This window comes from Rhodopseudomonas sp. BR0G17 (genome assembly GCF_010907025.1).
GTDB classification, from domain to species: Bacteria; Pseudomonadota; Alphaproteobacteria; order Rhizobiales; family Xanthobacteraceae; genus Rhodopseudomonas; species Rhodopseudomonas palustris_H.
In genome coordinates, this window is record NZ_QUML01000017.1 from 58,823 (window position 1) to 81,130 (window position 22,308).

Sequence of the window (22,308 nt, forward strand, 5' to 3'; positions counted from 1 at the left end):
GGCCTGCGCGATGACGGCGGGATCGAGCACCGCGACGCGGGCGCAGACCGCCGACACATCGACACCGCGCGCGCGCCATGTGTTGCCGGAAGTGCGCGTGGAATCGGCAAATCCACCGAAGCCGCAGCGCGCAACACGGTCGAGCGATGGCCGCGGCGCCCGCCGCACCGCGGCGCAAGCTCCAAAGCCTGCGCCGGCTCAGCAGGCCGCAGTAGCGACCTCAGATCATTCGCTCAAGCCGATGGGTGGCAAGCTTCCGCAACCCGGAATTCCACACACCGCGCAGCAGAGCATCACCGTCGTCGATCGCGCGCAGATCGAACAGACCAGTCCGACCAGCCTGCTCGATATCCTGCAGAACGTGCCGGGTGTGTCGATCGCGCGCGCCGGCGGCATCGGTGGCCAGATCTATCTGCGCGGCTTCTCGTCGAACAATTGGCGCTCGCCGATGTATATCGACGGCGACCGATTCCGCGGCCGCAACACGCTGCAGCTCAACTACTTCGCTCCCGAAGAGATCGAACGGGTCGAGGTGGTGCGCGGCCCCGCCTCGGTAGTTTACGGTTCCGAGGCGATGACCGGGCTCGTCAACGTCGTCACCCGCCGTCCCCAGGTCGATCCGTTCGGCCCGTGGCGCGTCACCCATGGCGGGTTTTCGGCCGGTTACAGTTCGGTCGACAACGGCTTCAGCACTTATGAGTGGGCGCAGGCGGCCGGCATGGGCTTCGACGTGCTCGGCGGCGTCAGCTATCGCAAGGGCGGCAATTATCACACGCCGAGCGGCCCCGCGCTCAACAGCGATTATGAGAGCATCGGTGGCAATCTCCGGCTGGGCTGGTCGCCGACCAGCAACCAGCGCTTCGAATTGACGCTGCGCGACTATTGGGAAGAAGACGGCCGCGCCGGCGGCGTCGGCGGCGCACCGGGCTGGCCCTATATGCAGGTGCGGCAGCAGCCGAACCAGGTGCACATGGCGAAGCTGTCCTATGCCGGCGACTTCACCGATCAGCTGGTCCAGCACGTCGAAGGCTCGTTCTACGCCAACTACTTCGACACCAAGCTTTCCACCGTGAACACCGCAACGCCGGGCGTCGTCACCTCCTCGGTCAGCCACGTCGGCGGCCCGCTGGTGATCGGCGGCCGGGTGCAAGGCGTGATTCCGTGGGATCCGGCGCCGTGGGGCCTGCTGAAGACGACGTTCGGCTTCGACGGTTTCCAGGAATGGCGGCCGGGCAGCACGTCGTGGTCGGTTCGGCAGACTGCGACCAGTTCGACGATCACGCCCGAGTTCAAGACCGGCCCTGACAACACCCAGGCCAATGCCGGCGCGTTCATGCTCCACGAGTGGAAGCCGATCGATCTGTTGACGCTGTCGGCCGGCGGCCGGTTCGACTGGTTCAACACCACCTCGGAGCTGTCTCCGGTGAGCTCGGCCCGCGCCCTCGCGGTGCTTCGGCAGAACAGCGACGTCACCGCCACCGCGCCGACCGGCAGCATCGGCGCCACCGTACACGTGACGCCGATCCTCGATCTGCTCGCCTCGGTCGGCACGTCCTATCGCTATCCGACCAATTCCGAGCTGTTCGCGTTCTCGGCGACCTCGATCCCAAATCCGGAGCTGAAGCCGGAGACCGGCCTCACCTATGAGGGCGGATTCCAGCTCAACTTTCCGACCGCCACCTTCAAGCTGACGGCGTTCGACAGCCACTACGCGAATTTCCTGCAGTCGGTATTCGTCAATTATAACGGGACATCGGTGACGCAGAGCCAAAATGTCGGACATGCCACTGTGAACGGCGTCGAAGCCGAGTGGCGCTGGCAGGCGACGTCGTCGTTCAACCTGCACGGCAATGCCGCGTGGCTGCAGGCGACCAACACCGACACCGATGCGCCGCTGCCGTTCATCGCGCCCTGGAAAGGACGCGTCGGCGTGCAATACGCGCCGGTCGGCTCCGGCTACGCGGTGGGTGCCGCGGTGGATTGGGCGTCGGCCAAGACCCGCATCAACACCACGCAGGAATACCCGACCGGTGGCTATGCGGTGCCGAGCATCTACGCCTCGTTCGATCTCGGGGTGCTGGTCTCGCGCCGCCTCGGCGACACCAAGCTGCACCTCAGCCTGCAGAACATCTTCGACACCTCGTATGCGAGTGCGTCGACCTATGTGAACCGATCGTACAGCCAGTCGATGTACAACCCGCTGCTCGAGCCCGGCCGCAACTTCACCGCCCGGCTCACCCACACGTTCTGACGACAAGGCGTGTCTGATGGGAGACGGACCGTCCTGCGGCGTAGGACGGTCCGCCTCCGCTGCGGGTCCTCAGGGGCATCGGACCCACATTCGCCACAGCAGCCCATCCTTGTCGATGAAGTGATGCTTGAGCGCGAACAGCGTGTGACCCGCGATCACCAGCGCCAGCGCCGATCCGAGAGCGAAGTGGATCGTGCCCCAGAGTTCGGCGAGATCCTCGCTCTTGGCGACCGGCGGCGGAATCGGCACGCCGAACAGCGAAGCCGGTCGGCCATAAGCAGCGCTCATCACCCAGCCGCTGACCGGCACGGCGAGCATCAACACGTAAAGTGCAAAGTGCCCGAGATGGCTGGCGGTGCGGAGTAGCTGCGAATAGGCGGTCGGCAGCTCCGGCGGCGTATTGGCGGCGCGCCAGATGAAGCGTCCGAACAGCAGCAACACCGTCACGACACCGAGCGACTTGTGCAGCTCGTAGAGCGCATACTTTTCCGGCGAAGGCGGCAGCTGTCCCATGTAGAAGCCCAGGCCGATCAGCCCGACGATGATTGCTGTCATGCCCCAGTGCAGAAAGATCGCCGGACGCGTGTAGCGCTCCTGCGCGGCTGCTGTCGTCTCCATCGCGGTCCTCAATCCCATCAGACAATATCAATACCGTACGTACGGTATTGATATTGTGTTTAGCGCGGGCCCGCGGGGGTGTCAATTCATGCTGTACGACCGGTTCAGTATTCAGGCTGCGTCCGGTGAACCGCCGAGTGCCGCTATGCGGTGGTGTTGCGCACCCAGAAGACTGCGCTTCATTCCAAATGAACGTCGCGGCGTGTCCCAGCCGTCGTCCTCCCGGCCGCCTTCAGCCTGCCGAAACGAGAAGACGATCGCTCGCGGCACACGATGCGAGAAGGCGCTTTGCGCCTCCTCCCCATGATGTTGGAGCCGTTGCGGGTCTTGCGAACGCCGCTCGCAGTTCAGCAGAAGCAGAACTGCTTTACAGATTGCGCGAGATCACGATGCGCTGGACGTCGCTGGTGCCTTCATAGATCTGGCAGACACGCACGTCGCGATAGATCCGCTCGACCGGGAAGTCCTTCAAGTAACCGTAGCCGCCGAGCGTCTGGATCGCCGACGAGCACACCGCCTCGGCGGTCTCGGAAGCGAACAGCTTGGCCATCGAGGCTTCGGTCAGGCACGGCAGCCCGGCTTCGCGCAGGCTGGCGGCGTGCAGCACCATCTGCCGCGCGGCGGCGATGCGCGTCGCCATGTCGGCGAGCCGGAACGCCACCGCCTGGTGCTCGACGATCGGCTTGCCGAAGGTGACGCGGTCGCGCGCATAGTCGCGAGCCGCCTCGAACGCAGCGCGCGCCATCCCGACCGCCTGCGAGGCGATGCCGATCCGGCCGCCTTCGAGATTCGACAGCGCGATCTTGAGCCCCTCGCCTTCGGCGCCGAGCCGCAGATCGGCGGGAATCCGCATGTCGTTGAAGGCGAGCTGGCAGGTGTCGGACGAATGCTGGCCGAGCTTGTCCTCGACCCGCACCACTTCGTAGCCGGGCGTATCGGTCGGCACGATGAAGGCGGTGATGCCCTTCTTGCCGGCCGAGGGATCGGTGACGGCGAACAGGATGATCAGCTGGCCGTTCTGCCCCGAGGTGATGAACTGCTTGGCGCCGTTGATGACGTAGGCATCGCCGTCGCGGCGCGCGGTGGTGCGCAGGTTCGATGCGTCCGAACCGGCCTGCGGCTCGGTCAGCGCAAAGCCGCCGATCCATTCGCCGCTGGCGAGCTTCGGCAGGAAGCGCTGCTTCTGCTCCTCGGTGCCGAATTTCAGGATCGGCATGCACGCCACCGAGGAATGCACGCTGACGATGGTCGAGCACGCGCCGTCGCCCGCCGCGATCTCTTCCAGCGCCAGGGTGTAGGCCACCATGCCGGTGTCGGAGCCGCCATAGGCTTCCGGCACCAGCATGCCGAGAAAGCCGAGCTGGCCCATCTCGGTGAGTTCGGCGCGCGGAAACGCATGCGCGGCATCGCGCGCCGCCGCGGTCGGGGCGAGCCGCTCGCGCGCGAAGTCGCGGGCGGTGTCGCGGATCTGGGTCTGCAGTTCGTTCAGGATCATGATGCGCTCACGACAACCGCTCGACCGCCACGGCAGTCGCTTCGCCGCCGCCGATGCACAGCGAGGCGATGCCGCGCTTGAGGTCGTACTTCTCCAGCGCCGCCAGCAGCGTCACCAGCACGCGCGCACCGGAGGCGCCGATCGGATGACCGAGCGCGCAAGCGCCGCCATGGACGTTGACCTTGTCGTGTGGGAGGCCGAGATCGTGCATCGCCGCCAGCGCCACCACCGCGAACGCCTCGTTCACTTCGAACAGATCGACGTCGGCGAGATTCCAGCCGGTGCGTTCGCTGAGCTTGCGGATCGCGCCGATCGGCGCGGTGGCGAACAGCGCCGGCTCATGGGCGTGGGTGGAATGACCGACGATCGCCGCGAGCGGCTTCAGGCCGCGCTTGTCGGCTTCGGAACGGCGCATCAGCACCAGCGCCGCGGCGCCGTCGGAGATCGACGACGAGTTCGCCGCCGTCACGGTGCCGCCGTCGCGGAACGCCGGCTTCAGCGTCGGGATCTTGTCGAGCTTGGCCTTCAACGGCTGCTCGTCGGTGGTGACAGTGATCTCCGACTTGCCGGCCTTCAGCGTCACCGGCGTGATCTCGCGCGCGAACGAGCCGTCCTTGATCGCGGCCTGCGCGCGGGTCAGCGAGGTGATGGCGAAGTTGTCCTGGGTCTCGCGGGTGAACTGATAGCTTTGTGCACAGTCCTCGGCGAAGGTGCCCATCAGCCGGCCTTTGTCGTAGGCGTCTTCGAGGCCGTCGAGGAACATGTGGTCGAGCACTCGGCCGTGGCCCATCCGGTAGCCGCCGCGGGCGCGGTCGAGCAGATACGGCGCATTGGTCATGCTCTCCATGCCGCCCGCCACCGCGACGGTGGCGCTGCCGGCGATCAACAGATCATGCGCGAGCATCGCCGCCTTCATGCCGGAGCCGCACATCTTGTTGACGGTGGTGCAGCCCGCCGATAGCGGCAGGCCGGCGCCGAGCGAAGCCTGACGGGCCGGGGCCTGGCCCTGACCGGCCGGCAGCACGCAACCGAACACGACTTCATCGATCGCGTCCGGCTTCAGGCCGGCGCGCTCGACCGCGGCCGAAATCGCGGCCGAGCCGAGCTGGGATGCGGTGGCGTCCTTCAGCTCGCCCTGAAAGCCGCCCATCGGGGTCCGCGCGGAGCCGACGATAACGATAGGATCGTGGGTCATGGGAGTTCTCCCTGCATCTTGGTTTGTTTGATCGAGACGATAGAGGAAACGCCGCGCCTCAGCGCGGCGCCATCCGCAGTGCACCGTCGAGGCGGATCACCTCGCCGTTCAGCATCGTATTCTCGCAGATCGCCTTCACCAGCGCGGCGTATTCGGCCGGCCGGCCGAGCCGCGGCGGGAACGGCACGCTCTTGCCGAGCGCATCCTGCACCGGCTGCGGCATCCCGGCCATCATCGGGGTTTCGAAGATGCCGGGTGCGATCGTCACCACGCGGATGCCGTGCTGCGCCAGTTCGCGCGCGATCGGCAGCGTCATCGCGGCGACACCGCCCTTGGAGGCCGAGTAAGCCGCCTGCCCGATCTGGCCGTCGAACGCCGCGACCGAGGCGGTGTTGATGATCACGCCGCGCTCGCCTTCGGCGTCCGGCTGTTCCTTGCTCATCGCTTCAGCAGCGAGCCGGATCATGTTGAAGCTGCCGATCAGGTTGATGGTGATCGCCCGGGCGAAGCTGTCGAGCTTGTGCGGGCCGTTTCGGCCGAGCACCTTCTCGCCCGGCGCGACGCCGGCACAGTTCACCAGCCCGTTGACGTGGCCGAAGATATCCTGGGCCAGCTTCACCGCGGCCTCCGCATCCTCGGCCTTGGTGACGTCGGTGGCGAGAAAGCGGAAGCTCGCACCGAGCTCCTGTTCGAGCTTAGCGCCGGCCTCGGCATTGAGATCGAGGCCGACCACCTTGGCGCCGCCGGCGACCAGCGTGCGGGCGGTGGCGGCGCCGAGACCCGAGGCGGCACCGGTGACCAGGAAAACGCGATCAGTAATGTTCATGACGATTTAATCCGTCTCTCAAGCTGCAGAAGAAGTGCCCTGGGCCGTGCCCGCCGGCTCGGTGTCGCGCTTGCGCAGGATGAAGCGCTGCAGCTTGCCGCTCGGCGTCTTCGGGAGTTGCTCCAGGAATTCGATCTCGCGCGGATAGGCGTGCGCGGAGAGCCGCTTCTTGACGTATTGCCGTAGCTCTTCGGCCAGCGCCTCGCTCGGCGTCACGTCCTTGGCGAGCACCACATAGGCTTTGACGATCTCGGTGCGCTCGGGATCGGGCTTGCCGATCACCGCCGCCTCGATCACCGCCGCATGCTCGATCAGCGCGCTCTCGACGTCGAACGGGCCGATCCGATAGCCCGACGAGGTGATGACGTCGTCGGCCCGGCCGACGAAGCTGATCGACCCATCCGGCTCCAGCTCGACGGTGTCGCCGGTGCGGTAGTAACCGCCCTCGATCGCCGGCGTCTCCTGCTGCCAATAGCCGGAGAACCACATCAGCGGCGAGCGCTTCAGATCAACGCTTAGCACGCCGGGGACGTTCGGCGGCAGTTCGTTGCTTTGCTCGTCGAGCACTGCAACGCGGAAGCCCGGCATCGCCAGACCCGCGGAGCCCGGATGCACGGTGTGGCGCAGCCGGTGGTGATTGTTGACCACCATGCCGAGTTCGGTCTGGCCGTAGTGATCGTGGATCGGTGCGGCGAGATGCTCGGCGAACCAGCGGATCACTTCCGGATTGAGCGGCTCGCCGGCGCTGCTGACGACGCGAAGCTGCCCCTTCACCGGCGCCGCAGCTTCCGGACCCGCCGCGATCAGCAGCCGATAGGCGGTCGGCGCGCCGGCCAGATTGGTGATGCCACGGCGCTTGATCAGGCCGTAGGTGCTCTCGGCGGTGAACGGACCGTCGTAAAAGGTTGTGGCGTGGCCGTGCAGCAGCGGACCGGTCACCGCGTAGTACAGGCCGTAGGCCCAGCCCGGATCGGCGATGTTCCAGAAGATGTCATCAGGGCGCAGGTCGACCGCGTCGCGGATGTACGAATAGAACGCCGGCAGCGCGTTGATCGGCACCGGCACCCCCTTCGGCAGGCCGGTGGTGCCGGAGGTCGACATCATCAGGAACAGATCGGTGCCCTTGCGCAGCACCGGCGCGAACTCGGTCGATTGCGCCGCGATCTCGGCATGGAAATCGAGATCGCCGAGCGGCGCGGTCTCGCCCGGTCGCAGCACGATCGCCACGGTCGGACAATCGGCGACGTCGGCGAGCTTGGCGCGATTGGCCAGATCGGTGACCACCAGCTTGGCGGCGCTCATCTTGACGCGGTGCTCGATCGCCTTGGGACCGAAAGCGGTGAACAGCGGCTGATACACCGCGCCGGCGCGCCAGGTGCCGAGGATCAGCGCCAGCAGCTCGGGCGTGCGCGGCAGCATGCCGGCAACGACGTCGCCGGGCTTCACGCCCTGCGCGACCAGCAGATTGGCCACTCGCGCCGCATAGTCCTTCATCTCGGCAAAGCTGAAGGACGCGGTGCGGCCGTCCTGGCTTTCCCAATCCAGCGCGGTGCCGCCACCGCCGACGTGACGGTCGCAGCATTCGATGCAGACATTGATGCCGGTCGCGAAGTCGCCGTCGAACAGGGCTTCGAGGTCCTCGCGGCGAAACCGCGCCAGGACGTCGGCATAATCTTCAGTGGCTGCGACCGCAGGATGGGCGTTGCTCATGGTGTTTCTTCCCCTGCCCTCGTTGTTGGCACGAGGGGCTGACGCGAATGGATTCACGGCCGCGGATTAAGCGGCGGAGCCCTGTGGCTTTCTAGGACCAAACTGACCTAGATTTGTGATCGGTTTTGCCACTTTCGAGGAAGGAGCGGACGGATGGAGCGGCGGACGATCGCGCCCCTGTTCGTGGAAGAGGTCGCCGACTGCCTGCGCCGGGCCGGCGTTGCACCCGGGCCGGTGTTCGCCGCTGCGGGCCTGCCCGAGGTGGTGCGGGAGCGCGTCTCAGCGGCGCAGTTCGGCGCGCTGTGGCTGGCGGTGGCGGCGGCGATGGACGACGAATTCTTCGGCCTCGGCGGGCGGCCGATGCGGCAGGGCTCATTCACACTGCTGTGCCACGCGGTGCTGAATGCCGGCACGCTGCGGCAGGCGCTGAACCGCGCGCTGCGGTTTCTGAAGGTGGCGCTGGACGATCCTTACGGCGAGCTCCGGGTCGAAGGAGATCTCGCCCGCATCGTGCTGCACGATAAAGCCGCACCGCGCTCGGCCTTCGCCTATCGCACCTTCTGGATCGTGGTGCATGGCATCGCCTGCTGGCTGGTCGGCCGTCGGCTGCCGCTGCGCCGGGTCGATTTCGCCTGCGGCCCGCCGGCCGTGGCCGCCGACTATCGCTCGTTCTTCGGCGCGCCGGTGCGGTTCGGTCAACCGCAAAGCGCGCTGGCGTTCGACGCCAGCTACCTCGATCTACCCACCACGCGCACCGAGCGGGCGCTGAAGGAGTTTCTGCGGCTGGCGCCGGCCAACATCCTGGTGCGGTATCGCCACGACGCCACCCTCACCGCCGCCATCCGCACCACGCTGCGCGCCAGGCCGCCGACGGCGTGGCCGAACTTTGAGACGCTGGCGAAGCAGATGAAGATCCCGGCCTCGACGCTGCGCCGCCGGCTGCGCGCCGAGGGACAGACCTATCAGACCATCAAGGACGAGATCCGCCGCGCACTGGCGATCCGCTGGCTCGCTGAGAATGAAAAACCGGTGGGCGATATCGCAGCCGATCTCGGCTTTGCCGAGCCCAGCGCGTTTCATCGCGCATTCCGGAAATGGATGGCCCGCAGCCCCGGCGCCTTCCGCCGCGAAACCCGCGCCGGGTGAGAGATCGTCTAACTGGCGGACGAGTCAGCGGCGCGCGCGGGCGATGAACTCGACGAGGCCGGAGACACCGAGCTTGGCGTAGATGCGCTTGATCTGCGATCGGATCGTGCCGATCGACACACCGCGAAGCTGTGCGATTTCGGCCGGCCGGCGGCCGCTAAGGAGTTCGGTTGCGACGTCTCGCTCCGCCGCGGTGAGTAGCACGGCGATGTCGGGCAGCAACTCCACCGAATGCTGCACCGTCAAAGGCCGGATCACCGCCATCGCGGCAGCACCAGTCAAAGCCTGCTGGTCCGCGGCAGCGATCGACGTCAGCCGTAGATGGATAGCGGCATCGTGCGGGCCGGTGATCGAGATCGCGCAACTGCCGGAGCACGGCGCGCTGGCGTTCCGTCGCGTGACGCAGTCGATACACGGCTGCAGATCGTAGTCGATGTCGACGGCGCTGCCGAGCCGCGGGCATTCGGCGACCGCGCTCGACGTCTTGCTGCGGCGCAGCCGCTCCATCTGGACGGTGAGCGGCGAGCCGTTCGACAGCAGCGTCTCGGCGCAGGGCGAGATGCTGATGCAGCGCCCATCGCCGCCAAGCACCACGGTGTGAACCGACACCGCGTCGAGCGTCTCGACCATGACGCGAACAGCGTCGTCGATCCGAGAAGCATCACTCACGATCGTCACCACGTCCCCACTGCGCCAGACAGCGTCCGACGCCTGCCCACACTCCGCGGTTGAACAACATCTGATGCGATTGAAAATCAACCCGGACGATTTGCCACACCCAGGAATCGGCGTCGCATCATGCGAACTCGCCGACATCCGCAGCTACGAACCGTCGATCTGTGTGAGAAGAAGAATTGTACGACAACAGACGAAGAACGTTCCTCGCCTGCGCCTGTTGCGTCGCGCCGCTTAGGCGCGCCTGCGCATGCCGAGCGCTTCACTGTTGCGCATCGCCAGCAGCGCCGCCTGGGTCCGGTTGGCGACATTGAGCTTCTGGATGATGCCGGCCACCTGCGACTTGATGGTGAACTCGCTCATGTCGCGTTCTTTGGCGATCTGGCGATTGCTCTTGCCACTGGCGAGATAAGGTAGCAGCTCCAGTTGCGACGGCGTCAGCTCGCTGAACACGTCGTGCTCTTCGACCGGCGGCTTGGCAATGGTCAGCGTCGGTGTGCGGTCATGCGAGGCCGCGAGCGCCTCGACGATGGCACCGCGCACCGCCCCGATCATCGCAGCTTCGGCCTGCGCTGCGGCGGCAGCGCCCTGCCCGATCATCAGCGCCGACAGCTCCTGCCGGCCGCCGAGCAGCACCGACACGTCGATGTGCAGCACCACGATCGCGTCGGGATCATCTTCGCTCGGCGTCGCGACGATCAGAAAATGCTTCCGCTCGCCGGCTTCCTCGCGCCAGCTGACGGTCGAGAAGAAGTCGATGCTCTTCTCGGCGAGGCTCTTGAAGCCGCGGAGCAGCTCCAGCGAATGCCGATCCGGACGAATGCAGGCATCGAAATAGCTCTTGCCGAGCTTGCTCTTCGCCTTCGACGTGGCGGGCGCGCCGGTCTCTTCGCTGGACTCGAGAATCTTGCCGTCGCGATCAATCACAAGGGCGCTGATACCGACCCCTTTGATGATCTTCGAGAGCTGCGATCCCAACATGATGTGCGAATGTCTGACCGGATGTTGAAACGTCTCCGCGCACAACCGAATCGCGCGAGACCTCGTAAATTTACGGGAAGCTAGAGCGAGCCCGAGAGAGTCGTCATCCCCACTTTTGGTGATGCAGGGCTACCCTGCATGGCTGCGCGACTGCCCCGCGCGATAGCGACGACGATCGCGGACGAATTCGACCGAGGGCTGAACCTCGCGCGTGCCCTGCTTGATCGGAGCCGGTTCAGACTCGTCTGCCGACCAACCCGGATCGGTCTCGTCGAGCAGATCGCGATACACCTTCAGCGCGGCATAGAGCCGATCGTCAGCGATCGCCTTGCCAGCCTTGTCGACGGCCTGCGCAGCCGCCGGCATCTCCGCCAGCAGGCGCTCGGCCGCTTCTGAATAGGATTCGATGGTTGCGCCATCGCGGCGCAGATAAAGCTTCTGAAGCCGCAGATACACCTGCCTCAGAGCGGTGTCGGCGCGGTCTTCCTGAATCGTATTGGCCTGGCGCAGCACTGGCGCAATGCCCTCGATCGAGAACGTCGACGATTCCGTCCAGCCGTTGACCAGCGTCAGGCCGCCGATTTCGATGCGCTCGAACGGCTTCAACGTGATCTTCAGTCCGGATGACCCCTTCCGCCGCGGCGACTTGGCGGCGAGGATTTTGGTCATCTCGGTCATCGGCATCTGGTCTCTCCTCGATTTAGAAGAAGAACAGGCCGGCGACGTTTCCGCCGCCGGCCTGTCCGTTGTCGTTAGCGCAGCAACTGCAGGACGCCCTGCTGCGACTGGTTGGCCAGCGACAGCGCCGACACCGCGATCGACTGGCGGGTCGACAGCGCCTGGCTGTTCGCCGCTTCCTCGTTGGTGTCAGCCAACGTCAGGTTGGCCGAGCCGGTCTGCAGCACGTTGATCAGGCTCTTCGAGAAGTCCTGACGCGCCTGCACCACCGACAGGTTCGAACCGAACGCCGAAGCCTGCGACCGCAGCGTGGTCGAGGCCGTGCTCAGCTTGCTCAGCACGGCGTTGGTCGCGTTGTTGTCGATGAAGTCGACGCCCGAGGCCAAATTCGACAGGCCGAGGCCGGTCGGGTCGAAGGTGACGCCCTGGATCGAGATCGTCGACTTGCCGGTTTCGTTGAACACCAGCTTCAGGTTGTCGCCGTTCAGCAGGTTGACGCCGTTGAACGAAGCATCCTGAGCCGTGGTCTTGATCTGGTTCAGGATGTCGTTGAACTGCTTGACCAGGCCCGCGCGGGTGTTCTGCGCGTTGACGTCCGCGACCGGCGCCTGAGGCGTCGTGAAGGTCAGCGTGGTCAGTGCAGTACCGCCGAGCACGCCACCTTCGTTGCCGCCCATGGTGTGGGAAGCGTAGTCGTTGGAGGTCGAGATCGTCAGCTTGCCGGTGGCGTTGTCGATCGACGCCGACATGTTGTTGGCGGCCAGCGCGACGTTGAGCTGGGCCAGCGACTTGACGGTGCCGTTGGTGCCATCACCGAAGGTGACGTTGACGCCCGCACCGCCGTTGAAGGAGGTGAAGCTCAGCGTCTTGCCGTTCAGGCTGCCGGCGCTCGCACCGCGGGTCGCGGAGAACGAGCTGTCGGTGCCGCTCGGGCCGGTCAGGCCGAGCGCCGACATCGCGTTGCCGGTGCCGGTGATGCTGAGGTCGGACTGCAGACCAGTCGAGAGCTTCAGCATGCCGCTGGTGATCGACGAGTTGGCCGCACCGCTCGCGGTGGAGATCACAGCGCCGGCATTGCCGAGGGTCGCCTTACGCACGCCGGTGGCGAGGTCGACCGCCTTCAGCACGTCGTCGAGGGTGCCCTTCTGCAGGTACACCGTCGAGTTGCCGTTGCCGTCGGTTTCGACGTTGCCGGAGATGCCGGTGTGCGATGCAGAGGCGCTCGGCACCGCTGCGTTCTTGAACGTGATGGTGTGGCCGTTCACGTTCAGGGTCGAGCCGTCCGCGATCAGCGTACCCAGCGTGGTGCCGTCGGTGGTGCGCTGCTTGGTGAGGGTCAGCGGGCCCGAGCCGGTCGCAGTGGTCAGACCGAGGTTCTTGAGCAGATCGGTCGGACCGGTCAGATTGAGGTCGGCGCCCGACGAGCTGTTGATGGTGACGATGCCACCGGAGACAGACGACGGGGTCTGGCCGGCGCTGGTCGAGATCGTCGCCACGCCGTTCGAGATCGTGGCCGACTTCACGCCATTGGCGAGATCGATCGCAGTCAGAACGTCACCCACGGTCGCGTTGGTGAAGTTGCTCTGATCGCCGAGATAGATCGTCGAGTTGCCGTTGCCGTCGGTACCGATGCGGCCGAGAACGCCAGTGCCGGAGGCAATGTTGTTACCCTGCGGGGCATCGGAGGTCTTGAAGGTGATGGTCTTGCCGTTCACCGACAGCGTGGTGCCGTCAGCAATCGCCGTCGAGGACAGACCGCCGTGGCTGTTGAACAGCTGGGTCGAGCCCGAGATGTTCGCCGCCGCGCTGGTGGCTGCCGCGGTGTCGACCTTGAAAGTGGTCTTGTCAGTCTGATTGCCTAGTCCGAGCTTAGCAAGAACCGCACCGCCCGCATTGTCGCTGATGGTCAGCGGGCTGGTGGTGCCCGAATGCAGCTCCAGCTTGCCGGCGGTGACGGCCGACGCGTTGGTCGTGTTGTTGTTCATCGCATCGATGGTCTTGGTCAGGGCCGTCAGGTCCTGATCGAGGCCGATCGTGTAGTTGCCTTCGGAATCCGCCTTCGCCGTACCAGCGGTGACGAAGGTGACGGTCTTGCCGTTGACGGTGATCGCGTCGCCGGAAGCAGGGCCGGTCGCTGTGGCGGTCAGACCGTTGGTCAGATCGCTGATCTTGCTGGCGCCGGTCGCCGAGCCGCTGGCAGTGCCGATGGTCAGCGCACTGCCGAGTGCGGTGTTGTCGGCGGCACCGACGACGGTGACGGCGGTCGCCGCAGCGATGCTGACGGCAACGCCGCCCAGCAGGTCGGTGGCGGAGGCAGTGGTGGTGCCGCCGGCGGTGCCGTCGAACACCACGTTGCTGCTCGCAACGGCGTTGCTGAAGCTCTGGGTGCCGCGGAGGTCGTCAGCGGTAGCGCCGGAGATGGTCGCCGACACGTTCGACTTGGTGGCGTAGCCCGCGACGGTCTGCAGAGCCTGGTTGGCGATCGACTTGGCACTGTCCACCAGCTTGTTCAGCGAGGTGATACCGGTGTTGGCGGCCTGCAGGATCTGCACGCCGTTGCCGATGCCATCGAGGAGGTTGTTGATGTCGCTGGCGCGGCTGTCGAGCGAAGCAGCGGTGAAGAAGTTGGTCGGATTATCGAGCGCCGTGTTCACCTTCTTGCCGGACGAGAGGCGGCTTTGGGTGGTGGCGAGCAAGTCAGCCGTGGCCTGGAGCGAAGAAAGATTTTGGCGGACGGCGTTGGAAAGAACGATACCGGACATGGACGTTTGCCTTTCTGGGCAATGGCGTGTCGTTGCGCCGAACTTTTCTGTCGGCCCTGCATCTTCAAATTCGCGCCGGAAAGGATCGTTGAACCGCCAAACATCCAGATGGACGTCACCTTCACCCATTCGGACGTGCGAGCGGTAAGCTGAGATTTACGGGTGACGCGCGGCTCGGACCAAGATGTCGGAAGCGCAAATGCGCAATCGGAAGCGAGCTTCGCGAAGAGCGGAAACGCTCATGACTGCGAAGCAACGCACCGCTTGTTCGGCGACGGTTGCGGCGATGGATGAAAGACCGATGAGTTACGCGCCTGTGCAATGATCGCGGCGACGCGACAGTCTACCGAGATCATCAGCTCGGGCTTTGCGTACCCAATCAGTACGCCGCGCGGGCCGTTCGGGTCGGCGGGCGCCGCGCTGGCGATGCAAGGAACAACTCCCGACGGCAGGCCTCGGCGAACGGCTGCAGCAGATCGTATTTGTCGACGTCCAGCGTCTTGCGATCGTGCAGATCCAGCGGCGGTCGGAAGTAGATCTCGACGATCGCTTCGATCACCCGCTCCGCCTCCTGGATCGTGTCAGCCGCAGCGAACAGCCGCAGCTTGCCGATCACCGCGTAGATGCCGATCATCTTGGTTGGATCGTCGAGCGAGTGCACCAGCGCATCGACATAAAGCTTGGACGCCTGGTCGATGAACTCGCCGAAGATCCGTTCGCGGCGGGTGTTCTCCTGCGCAATGCGCGCGGTCTGCTCCTGATGGCTCTGCGTCAGCCACGCCGTGGCCAATGAGGCCAACCCGCCGATCGCCGAGCCGGCGAGCGCGGCCAGGGCTGAGATCGAGGCGCCGGTCATGACGGCTGCTTGGCTCCCGACGCGTGCGGTTGATCAGAGCTGCCCGGGCGGATCGGCGCCGGCCGGCGCAACCGCGCTCCGGGCGGTTCGAGCACCACTTCTTTGAAGTCGTCCCCGGCGAGCACCACGATGACGAATTTGAGCCGCCCCCGCTCGATCTGCAGCTCGCCGAGCACAGCCCGGCCGCGCGCCGAACGTTCGGCGACCGCAACCGCCTCGGACATTCCAGGTCCGACCGCGTCCAGCGTCGCCATCTCGGCCCGCTCATCTCCATCGGCGTCCTTCCGCGGCGGCGACGGATGGTCGCTGACGATTATGCCGGAATCGGCGGAGACCACGCTTTCCCACACTTGGCCGTCGCGCGCGGCCCTAACCCGATAGATCAGCCCCTCGGCCGCAAGGTCGGTCTCGATCCGCAGGCTCTTGGTGCCAGGATGGCGCTGCTCCGCAATACCGAGGGCCTGTCGCAGCGTCACCGGCGCGGCGCGCACCAGATCGAGCTTATGCCCGTCCTGCACCTCCTCGGAGGTTGCCACGCCGGCTTCAGGGCCGGCCATCGGCGCGCTGGACGCTGCGGCCCAACCGGCCGCCGGCGGCTGTGCCAAGCACAGGATGAGACCAAACGCTGAGATCAACGCGGGACGCATGGAATTTGGCTCCGGCCCTCAGGCCGTACAGGGAATGACGCCCGCCGGGACGAAAGAAAGAAACGCGACCGATCACATGGGGCGGCAGGTGATCGGTCGCGCGCGGCCGCTCGACGGCGGCGGGAGTACGGCCATCTTGCAAGCCACGAGGCGCTGGGGCGCCACAACGATACGGTACCAGTTCGTTTCGTTTTGTCAAACACCGGACCGAGGAACGATGTGGATCAACTCACAAGATCAGCGCTCGTAAGACCGGCGCGATCGCCAAGATCGGCGGAGATTCGGCAGGCGATCTCAAGCGATTAGGTAGTTCGGAGAGACGGCGCTGGCCGATCATCGATCGCGCTCACACGTCCGCGTGATCAGCGTCGCACCACGGCGAGCGCTGCAGCAGGAGCTTCATTCGATGGTAATTCAGTATAGTTCGCGAGAGCACTGCATCACCGCTCTTGAAGGACGTCGTGAACTTCGCAGCCTTACGGATCGACCGGCTTGATGCCGTTGACGAACAGTTTGACCGCGAGACGGAGCTGACGCTCGCGGTACTTCTCGTCGATCGGGATGCCGAACATCGTCAGCCGCGTCAGCGGACCCACCACGATGTTGAGGAACGTCTCGGCCGCCACCATGCTGTCGGGGACGCGAACGAGGCCCTGTTCGATCAGGTGGTCGAACAGGCGCGCCAGAGTCGCGACCGCCCGCCCCCACCCTTCCTCATGCGCAAGCCGCGCCAAATCAGGGAAATTCGCCGCCTGGAACGACAGCGTGCGCATGATCGCGATAACTTCCGGCCTGATGCCGATCTCCTGCACCTGGCGTCCGATGTTGAGGAACCAGTTCTCCAGCGATCCATTCGACGGATTGTTGCGACGCTCTTCGACACCGTGCGACAGCGGCGCCATCCAGCGCTCGATCTCCCGCCGCAGCGCCGCTTCGAACAGGCCACGCTTGTCGGTGTAGCGCGAATAGACGGTGAGCTTGGAGACCCGCGCTTCCTCGGCGACGGCATCGATCGTGGTGGCATCGAACCCGCGTTCCATGAACAAGCGGGTGGCTACATCGAGCAGCCTGAGGTCGCGTTGGAGAGCGGCGGTGCGCGTCGGGCGCCCTCCGCGGGATTTGGTGGTGCGTTCCTTTGCAGCGGTGTTTTTCGCTGCGGACTTCAACATTGCTTGCGGTGCCTCCGGTGGTCTCGAGTTGGAAACATTATAACCTGCTCCTGCCCTATATCTACACGACCATCGCCGCTTTGTCAGGAAACACCCTATCGACTTCCACAAAACAAAACGTTATCGTTCTATTTGGCGATATGATCGAGTTCCGGCGCGGTCGCGGCTTGCCCGCCCGCGGTTGGACGTCTTCGTGAAGGTCGAAGGTCTACAGCATGTCTATGAGCGCGAGCGAAAGCGACGAGGTCATTTGGATCCGGCAAAAGCGCGACGAGATCGATCTGCTCGCCTCCTCGCTCGGGCGCTGGGCCGCCCACCTCGACCGTGACGGCCGCACCGATGCGCATCGGGCGGTCGCGGAGCTGCTGTCGATCCGCACCGTGTTCGCCGAGCGTTTGGACGCGCTCTCGACCCATCCGACGATCCCGCCGCAGATCGCCGAAATCACCCTCGCGCGTCTGTCTGACGAATGGGCCAAGGCCGACGACGAGATCCGCTCGTTCCTGTTCGCCCGCTGCGGCACATGCCCCGGCTCGGCCGAGCGTGAGGACGACCGGGCTCAACAGCGCGATGCCATCCAGGCGTCGCTGGAGCGGCTGCGTCAGGAATCGCGCGCTGCGATCGATCAGGCCAAGCGCGACCTCGACATCACCGTCAGCCGGATCGCGTCGGAGCAGGTCCGGCTCGGCACCTTCTCGACCACGAGTGACAAGGCGCTGAAAACCATCAAGGCGAGCTTCGAACGGACCCGGACGCTGCACGACCAAACTTGGGACCGAGTCGCAGAACTGCTCAGCGAGCTATGAGCCCGGTCACCTCCTGATCAGCACTGCCACCGGCAAAATACTTTCGTCTTTCGTCTAATTCAGGGTTATCAGCGACGAAATCGCACACCAGAACTGCGTCCCTAGACCAAATCTACAAGTCTGATGCGATTCAATCCGCGCCGGATTTGCTTTAGGGTATCCCGGTCGTGATTGCGTGAGTGCCGATGACTCGAAACTCGTTATCAAGAACATTTCTCGCGCCGTGGCTGCTCGGCGCGACCTTGCTGTTGTTCATCGTCATCGCCGGCGCGCTGGTGCTCAACCTGGTGCGGCTCCGGGACAGCTTCGCCTGGGTGCAACAAACCAACAAAGCTCTGCTGGCGATCTCCGCCATCCAGCAGGCTGTGCTCGAAGCAGAGACCAGCGAGCGCGGGTTCCTGCTCACGGGCATCGAGACTTATCGCGACAGTTACATCCGCGCCCGCGACGCCCTCGCCACCCGGCTCGATGGGTTGCGCGCGGTGCTCGCTGATAATCCCGAGCAGATCGCCCACATCGACGAACTCAGGCTGCTGACCGATATGCGCATGGCCCAGCTCGGCCGCGTGGTCGAACTCGGCCCCGACCGGATGCGGGAGGCGCTGGACATTCTGGAACAAGCGCGTGTCGACCGGCTGACCGAGCGGATCGAGACCAGCCTGTCGGTGCTGACGCGCGCCGAGCAGCTGCTGCTGATCCAGCGGCTCTCGAAGCACGACCGCGAAAGCCTCGCTGCGGCGCTGATCACTGCCTGTCTGCTGATCCTCGCGGTCGGGAGCGCGGCGATCGCCGCCTTCCTGCTCGAACATCAGCGCGCGGTGACGCGGCAGCAGGAGGCCGACCAGCGGCTGCAAGCGCTGCAGGCCGAGCTGCTGCGGGTCGCGCGGCTCAGCACCATGGGCGAAATGTCGAGCGCGCTGGCGCACGAACTCAATCAGCCTCTCGCCGCCGTCACCAACTACGTGCAGGGCTCGCGGCGACTGATCGAAGCCAGCAGCCATCCCGACAAGAGCAAGATCAGCACCGCGCTCGACAAGGCCGCGCAGCAGACGCTGCGCGCCGGCGCGGTGATCCAGCGGCTGCGCGAATTCGTCGGCCGCGGCGAGACCGACAAGACCATCGAAAGCCTGCGGGCGATCGCCGAGGACGCCCTTGCGCTGGCCTCGGTGCTGACCAGAGACCGGCCGGTCGATGTCGCGTTGTCGCTTGATCCTGCGTTCGACCGCGTGCTGGTCGACAAGGTCCAGGTGCAGCAGGTTTTCCTCAACCTGATCCGCAACGCCTTCGAAGCGATGCGCGAACAGCGTGAGCGCAAGCTGACGATCGGCAGCCGCCTGGTCGAAGACGACATGGTCGAAGTCGTGGTCGCCGACAGCGGTCCCGGCCTCGACTCTTTGATCGCCGAGCGGATTTTCCAGCCGTTCGCCACCACCAAGCCGGACGGCATGGGCGTCGGCCTGTCGATCTCGCAGACCATCATCCAGGCGCATGGCGGCTCGATCAAGGCTGAGCCGGCGCCCGGCGGCGGCACGCTGTTCCGATTCACCCTGCCGTGCGCCGACCCGATCCGCCAGCAGATCTCGTTCAGCCCTGCGGCGGAGTAATCGCCGTTTCGTTGCTAACCGCCGGCGCGGTCCAGCACCGGCCGAGCCACGTCGGCCAACGCCGCAGCGCGCCGGGCGAAGTGATCGTATAATCCCGCGACCGCCGGAGGCGCCAAGGCGCGGCACGCGGCCAACCTCGTCTGCGCACGCTCTCCGTCACCAGCGGCGAGCGCATCGAGCAAATCGCGATGCAACCGCTGCAGTTCGGTGAAGGTGTCCGATGCGGCGAACGCCTCGTCGCCGGCAAGCGCAAACAGCCGCGCCGGGTGCGACTTGCCTTTCAACCTGATCTCGCCGGCTTCGAGCAGCGCCAGCTTCGGCGCGGCGCGTGCGACCTCTTCGGACACCAACAGATCGGTACCGAATTCCTTCGAGGCGCTCTCGATCCGCGCCGCGACGTTCACCACATCGCCCATCGCCGAATAGTTGAACCGCCGCGACGAGCCCATGTTGCCGACGCAGGCCGCGCCGGTGTTGAGGCCGATGCCGATCCGCACCACCGGATCGGCGAAACCGCGCGCGGCGAACCCGAACGCATCGCTGTCGTTGAGCTGTTCGACGATGCTGCGCATCTTCAGCGCGGCGTGGCAGGCGCGTAGCGCGTGATCCGGCACGTCGACCGGCGCGTTCCAGAACGCCATGATCGAGTCGCCGATATACTTGTCGATGGTGCCGAGCTCGTCCTGGATCGCATCCGACAGCGGCGACAGCAGCGTGTTGATGAAATCCACCAGCTCGGTCGCGCTCAGCGCCTCGGAAATCGGAGTGAAGCCGCGCACGTCCATGAACATCACGCTCAGTTCGCGCTGCTCGCCGCCGAGCCGCAGGCCGTCCGGTGTGCGTTCGAGCTGGGCGAGCAGATCCGGCGCCAGATACTGGCCAAACGCCTGGCGCACGAACTTCTTCTCGCGGTCGGAAGCGGTGTGCAGCACCCGCTCGACCGCGATGTAGGTCAAGAGCGTCGCCAGCGACGGATACACCGGGTCGATCAGCAACCGGAAGTGCGAGAACGCAATCCACGAGCCCCCGATCGCGCCGACGAACACCAGCGCGCAGGCGACCAGCGAGAACCGCGCGCCGGCGATCAGCACCAGGGCTGCGACCAGCGAGCCGAGCAGCAGCGTCATCACGATCTCGAAGCCGTTCGCCCAGTCCGGCCGCTCGAGAAACTCCTGCGACACGATCTGCTCGATCATCTGCGCCTGGATCGCGACACCCGGCATCACCTGCCCGATCGGCGTGGCGCGGACGTCGCCGAGACCGGATGCGGAGGTGCCGATCAGCACGATGGTGCCTTCGAGCCGGTCGCGCATCTGCTCGGTTTGGGCCGGATCGAGCACGTCCTTGGCCGACACGTAGCGGTCCGCGCGGTCGCGATTGAAATACAGCCAGGCTTCGCCGTCGTGGGTCAGCGGCAGCTTGAACTGGCCGATCCGCATGTCCACCAGTGCGGCATCGCCGACATCGTCGTCGCCGGACGCACCGGTGCCGCGGATGATGACACCCTTCTGGCCCTGCGCCACCCGCAGCGCCTCGACCGCGAGGCTGGGATACACCCGCGCGCCGTCGGACATCAGCATCGGCAGCCGGCGCACCACGCCGCCGCGATCGCTTGCCGACAGATTGATCGCGCCGATCCCGGCCGCGACGGCGTCGAGCTGCGGCAGATTGGAGACCGCGCCGCGGAACGGCGGCAGCACGTTGGCAGGCGCCACGCCGACGAATGCCAGGCCGGTCTTCACCGAGGGCCGCGTGTCGTTCGGGCGCAGGCTGGCGGCAAAGCCGAGCACGGTCGGCGTCTGCTGCATCGCTTCGGCGAAACTGGCGTCGTGATCGGGCAGGCTCTTCAGCAGCGCCACGGCGCGATCGCGATCCGGTAGATCGGAGGCATTCAGATCGGCAATCAGCCGCTCAGGCGTGGTGCGGTCCGGCTCGGAGAAAATGATGTCGTAGGCGATCACGCCGGCACCGAGTTCGCCGAGCCGCTTGGTCAGCGCCGCCAGCCGCGTGCGCGGCCATGGCCACTGGCCGAACGCGGCGAGTGACGCATCGTCGATATCGACGATCCGCACCGGCAGGTCGTTGCCCGGCGGCCGCGGCGCCAGCCGCTGATACGCGTCGAAAGCGCGCTCCTTGGTTTCGGTGACGATGCGCGGCTCGTAGGTCCGCAGCGCCGTCAGCGCGATCAGCGTCGCCAGCGCAGCGAGCACCGCGCGCATGTACTTGCCGCGAAACATCCGCCGCAGCCGAACCCAGCCACGCGCGGCGCGGCCGAGCAGCGGATGCGTCCCCCGGCTCAGCAGCCGCACGGCACGGCCTCCCGCTCCGCAAGCGAGCAACTCAAACGGGACAACGGCCACAGCACGGCCGGAGAAACAGGGAACTGGCGCATCACGCCGACGTTAGCAGATCGCAGGCCGGTTCGGGAGCACGCCCGCGCGGCCAGGAGGAGCGCCCCCATGGGACCGCACAGCTCTCGCATGCGCATCGCCACCCCGCTGGCAGTCTTGCTCGCCATTCCGGTCGGTCTTGGCGCCGTCTATGCCGTGCCGCTGATTCACCCCGCCGATCCCCCGCTGCAGCGGCTGGCCGACCAGGCCGCCCTGCAGGGCGTCACCGCACTGGCCGCCAGCGCGGCCATTTCTCAGGAGCGCAGCACCACCGTCTCGACCGCGGCCGCCCGCCGCGTGCTTGGTGACCGCGAAGCGACGGTGCAGGCCAGCAGATTGTCCGCGGACGAACTCGAAGTCTCGGTCGAGGTCGTCGATCCCGCCACCCGGCAGCGCGTGCGATCCAGCGCGCGCTACGTGCCGCCGAGCTCAGGCCGCATCGATCAACAGTCGGCAGCGATCGGCCGCCGCGCCGGCCCGCCCGGCCATATGTAGGCGA

18 protein-coding genes are annotated in these 22,308 nt (G+C 65.9%); 5 read left to right on the plus strand and 13 right to left on the minus strand.

Features of this window, described 5'->3' with window-relative positions:
- The first annotated feature begins 241 nt into the window (after positions 1–241).
- Entirely contained in the window at positions 242–2,251 is a 2,010-nt protein-coding gene (locus tag DY467_RS14765; RefSeq protein ID WP_246701550.1) for a TonB-dependent receptor, read from the plus strand.
- A 69-nt stretch (positions 2,252–2,320) separates the two neighbouring features.
- Here the strand turns inward: DY467_RS14765 and DY467_RS14770 are convergent, their stop codons facing one another.
- The 5 genes from DY467_RS14770 to DY467_RS14790 form a co-directional block, all read right to left on the minus strand.
- On the minus strand, positions 2,321–2,869 hold the full coding sequence (locus tag DY467_RS14770; RefSeq protein ID WP_107344213.1) for a cytochrome b: 549 nt from the start codon (positions 2,867–2,869) through the stop codon (positions 2,321–2,323).
- Between the two features lie 367 nt (positions 2,870–3,236).
- On the minus strand, positions 3,237–4,364 hold the full coding sequence (locus DY467_RS14775; protein WP_164637093.1) for an acyl-CoA dehydrogenase family protein: 1,128 nt from the start codon (positions 4,362–4,364) through the stop codon (positions 3,237–3,239).
- 7 nt (positions 4,365–4,371) lie between these two features.
- The gene (locus DY467_RS14780) at positions 4,372–5,559 is read right to left on the minus strand and encodes an acetyl-CoA C-acetyltransferase (RefSeq protein WP_164637094.1); all 1,188 of its coding nucleotides are present in this window, start codon (positions 5,557–5,559) and stop codon (positions 4,372–4,374) included.
- Between the two features lie 58 nt (positions 5,560–5,617).
- Positions 5,618–6,385, minus strand: a complete 768-nt coding sequence (locus DY467_RS14785; RefSeq protein WP_107344209.1) for a 3-hydroxyacyl-CoA dehydrogenase — start codon at positions 6,383–6,385, stop codon at positions 5,618–5,620.
- A gap of 18 nt (positions 6,386–6,403) precedes the next feature.
- Positions 6,404–8,095, minus strand: coding sequence for an acyl-CoA synthetase (locus DY467_RS14790; protein ID WP_164637096.1), 1,692 nt, complete (start codon positions 8,093–8,095; stop codon positions 6,404–6,406).
- Between the two features lie 153 nt (positions 8,096–8,248).
- Between DY467_RS14790 and DY467_RS14795 the strand changes: the two genes are divergently transcribed.
- Positions 8,249–9,241 carry an AraC family transcriptional regulator gene (locus DY467_RS14795; RefSeq protein ID WP_164637098.1) on the plus strand — a complete coding sequence of 331 codons (993 nt, stop codon included), beginning with the start codon at positions 8,249–8,251 and terminating at the stop codon, positions 9,239–9,241.
- A gap of 24 nt (positions 9,242–9,265) precedes the next feature.
- On the opposite strand, the gene DY467_RS14800 is transcribed toward DY467_RS14795, so the two are convergent.
- The 7 genes from DY467_RS14800 to DY467_RS14830 all read right to left on the minus strand — a co-directional run bounded on the left by DY467_RS14800 (position 9,266) and on the right by DY467_RS14830 (position 16,880).
- Entirely contained in the window at positions 9,266–9,910 is a 645-nt protein-coding gene (locus tag DY467_RS14800; RefSeq protein WP_349627643.1) for a helix-turn-helix transcriptional regulator, read from the minus strand.
- A gap of 240 nt (positions 9,911–10,150) precedes the next feature.
- On the minus strand, positions 10,151–10,897 hold the full coding sequence (locus DY467_RS14805) for a helix-turn-helix transcriptional regulator (RefSeq protein WP_107344204.1): 747 nt from the start codon (positions 10,895–10,897) through the stop codon (positions 10,151–10,153).
- 129 nt (positions 10,898–11,026) lie between these two features.
- Positions 11,027–11,581 carry a flagellar biosynthesis repressor FlbT gene (locus tag DY467_RS14810; RefSeq protein WP_164637100.1) on the minus strand — a complete coding sequence of 185 codons (555 nt, stop codon included), beginning with the start codon at positions 11,579–11,581 and terminating at the stop codon, positions 11,027–11,029.
- A 68-nt stretch (positions 11,582–11,649) separates the two neighbouring features.
- Complete coding sequence (locus DY467_RS14815; RefSeq protein WP_164637102.1) at positions 11,650–14,337, minus strand: DUF1522 domain-containing protein; 2,688 nt, start codon at positions 14,335–14,337, stop codon at positions 11,650–11,652.
- 379 nt (positions 14,338–14,716) lie between these two features.
- On the minus strand, positions 14,717–15,193 hold the full coding sequence (locus DY467_RS14820; RefSeq protein ID WP_107344200.1) for a hypothetical protein: 477 nt from the start codon (positions 15,191–15,193) through the stop codon (positions 14,717–14,719).
- Positions 15,190–15,750, minus strand: coding sequence for a PepSY domain-containing protein (locus tag DY467_RS14825; protein ID WP_246701551.1), 561 nt, complete (start codon positions 15,748–15,750; stop codon positions 15,190–15,192). The genes DY467_RS14820 and DY467_RS14825 overlap by 4 nt, the downstream gene beginning before the upstream one ends.
- Positions 15,751–16,316: 566 nt before the next feature.
- On the minus strand, positions 16,317–16,880 hold the full coding sequence (locus DY467_RS14830; RefSeq protein WP_246701130.1) for a TetR/AcrR family transcriptional regulator: 564 nt from the start codon (positions 16,878–16,880) through the stop codon (positions 16,317–16,319).
- Between the two features lie 344 nt (positions 16,881–17,224).
- Here DY467_RS14830 and DY467_RS14835 point away from each other — a divergent pair, with 344 nt between their 5' ends.
- Complete coding sequence (locus DY467_RS14835) at positions 17,225–17,815, plus strand: hypothetical protein (RefSeq protein ID WP_164637106.1); 591 nt, start codon at positions 17,225–17,227, stop codon at positions 17,813–17,815.
- Between the two features lie 185 nt (positions 17,816–18,000).
- Positions 18,001–19,419 (plus strand): sensor histidine kinase, encoded by a 1,419-nt coding sequence (locus tag DY467_RS14840; protein ID WP_107344195.1) that lies wholly within the window; start codon positions 18,001–18,003, stop codon positions 19,417–19,419.
- A 14-nt stretch (positions 19,420–19,433) separates the two neighbouring features.
- Here the strand turns inward: DY467_RS14840 and DY467_RS14845 are convergent, their stop codons facing one another.
- The gene (locus DY467_RS14845; RefSeq protein WP_164637108.1) at positions 19,434–21,728 is read right to left on the minus strand and encodes a CHASE2 domain-containing protein; all 2,295 of its coding nucleotides are present in this window, start codon (positions 21,726–21,728) and stop codon (positions 19,434–19,436) included.
- Positions 21,729–21,878: 150 nt separating this feature from the next.
- Between DY467_RS14845 and DY467_RS14850 the strand changes: the two genes are divergently transcribed.
- Positions 21,879–22,304: a hypothetical protein gene (locus DY467_RS14850; protein WP_164637110.1), complete on the plus strand. Its 426-nt coding sequence runs from the start codon at positions 21,879–21,881 to the stop codon at positions 22,302–22,304.
- The last annotated feature ends 4 nt before the right edge of the window (positions 22,305–22,308 follow it).

What these genes read in the sequence shown, in the direction of transcription:
- DY467_RS14765 (WP_246701550.1), top strand. Translation starts at nt 242, where the DNA reads ATGGGTGGCAAGCTTCCGCAACCCGGAATTCCACACACCGCGCAGCAG.
- DY467_RS14770 (WP_107344213.1), bottom strand. Translation starts at nt 2,869, where the DNA reads ATGGAGACGACAGCAGCCGCGCAGGAGCGCTACACGCGTCCGGCGATC.
- DY467_RS14775 (WP_164637093.1), bottom strand. Translation starts at nt 4,364, where the DNA reads ATGATCCTGAACGAACTGCAGACCCAGATCCGCGACACCGCCCGCGAC.
- DY467_RS14780 (WP_164637094.1), bottom strand. Translation starts at nt 5,559, where the DNA reads ATGACCCACGATCCTATCGTTATCGTCGGCTCCGCGCGGACCCCGATG.
- DY467_RS14785 (WP_107344209.1), bottom strand. Translation starts at nt 6,385, where the DNA reads ATGAACATTACTGATCGCGTTTTCCTGGTCACCGGTGCCGCCTCGGGT.
- DY467_RS14790 (WP_164637096.1), bottom strand. Translation starts at nt 8,095, where the DNA reads ATGAGCAACGCCCATCCTGCGGTCGCAGCCACTGAAGATTATGCCGAC.
- DY467_RS14795 (WP_164637098.1), top strand. Translation starts at nt 8,249, where the DNA reads ATGGAGCGGCGGACGATCGCGCCCCTGTTCGTGGAAGAGGTCGCCGAC.
- DY467_RS14805 (WP_107344204.1), bottom strand. Translation starts at nt 10,897, where the DNA reads ATGTTGGGATCGCAGCTCTCGAAGATCATCAAAGGGGTCGGTATCAGC.
- DY467_RS14810 (WP_164637100.1), bottom strand. Translation starts at nt 11,581, where the DNA reads ATGCCGATGACCGAGATGACCAAAATCCTCGCCGCCAAGTCGCCGCGG.
- DY467_RS14815 (WP_164637102.1), bottom strand. Translation starts at nt 14,337, where the DNA reads ATGTCCGGTATCGTTCTTTCCAACGCCGTCCGCCAAAATCTTTCTTCG.
- DY467_RS14820 (WP_107344200.1), bottom strand. Translation starts at nt 15,193, where the DNA reads ATGACCGGCGCCTCGATCTCAGCCCTGGCCGCGCTCGCCGGCTCGGCG.
- DY467_RS14825 (WP_246701551.1), bottom strand. Translation starts at nt 15,750, where the DNA reads ATGGCCGGCCCTGAAGCCGGCGTGGCAACCTCCGAGGAGGTGCAGGAC.
- DY467_RS14830 (WP_246701130.1), bottom strand. Translation starts at nt 16,880, where the DNA reads ATGGAACGCGGGTTCGATGCCACCACGATCGATGCCGTCGCCGAGGAA.
- DY467_RS14835 (WP_164637106.1), top strand. Translation starts at nt 17,225, where the DNA reads ATGTCTATGAGCGCGAGCGAAAGCGACGAGGTCATTTGGATCCGGCAA.
- DY467_RS14840 (WP_107344195.1), top strand. Translation starts at nt 18,001, where the DNA reads ATGACTCGAAACTCGTTATCAAGAACATTTCTCGCGCCGTGGCTGCTC.
- DY467_RS14850 (WP_164637110.1), top strand. Translation starts at nt 21,879, where the DNA reads ATGGGACCGCACAGCTCTCGCATGCGCATCGCCACCCCGCTGGCAGTC.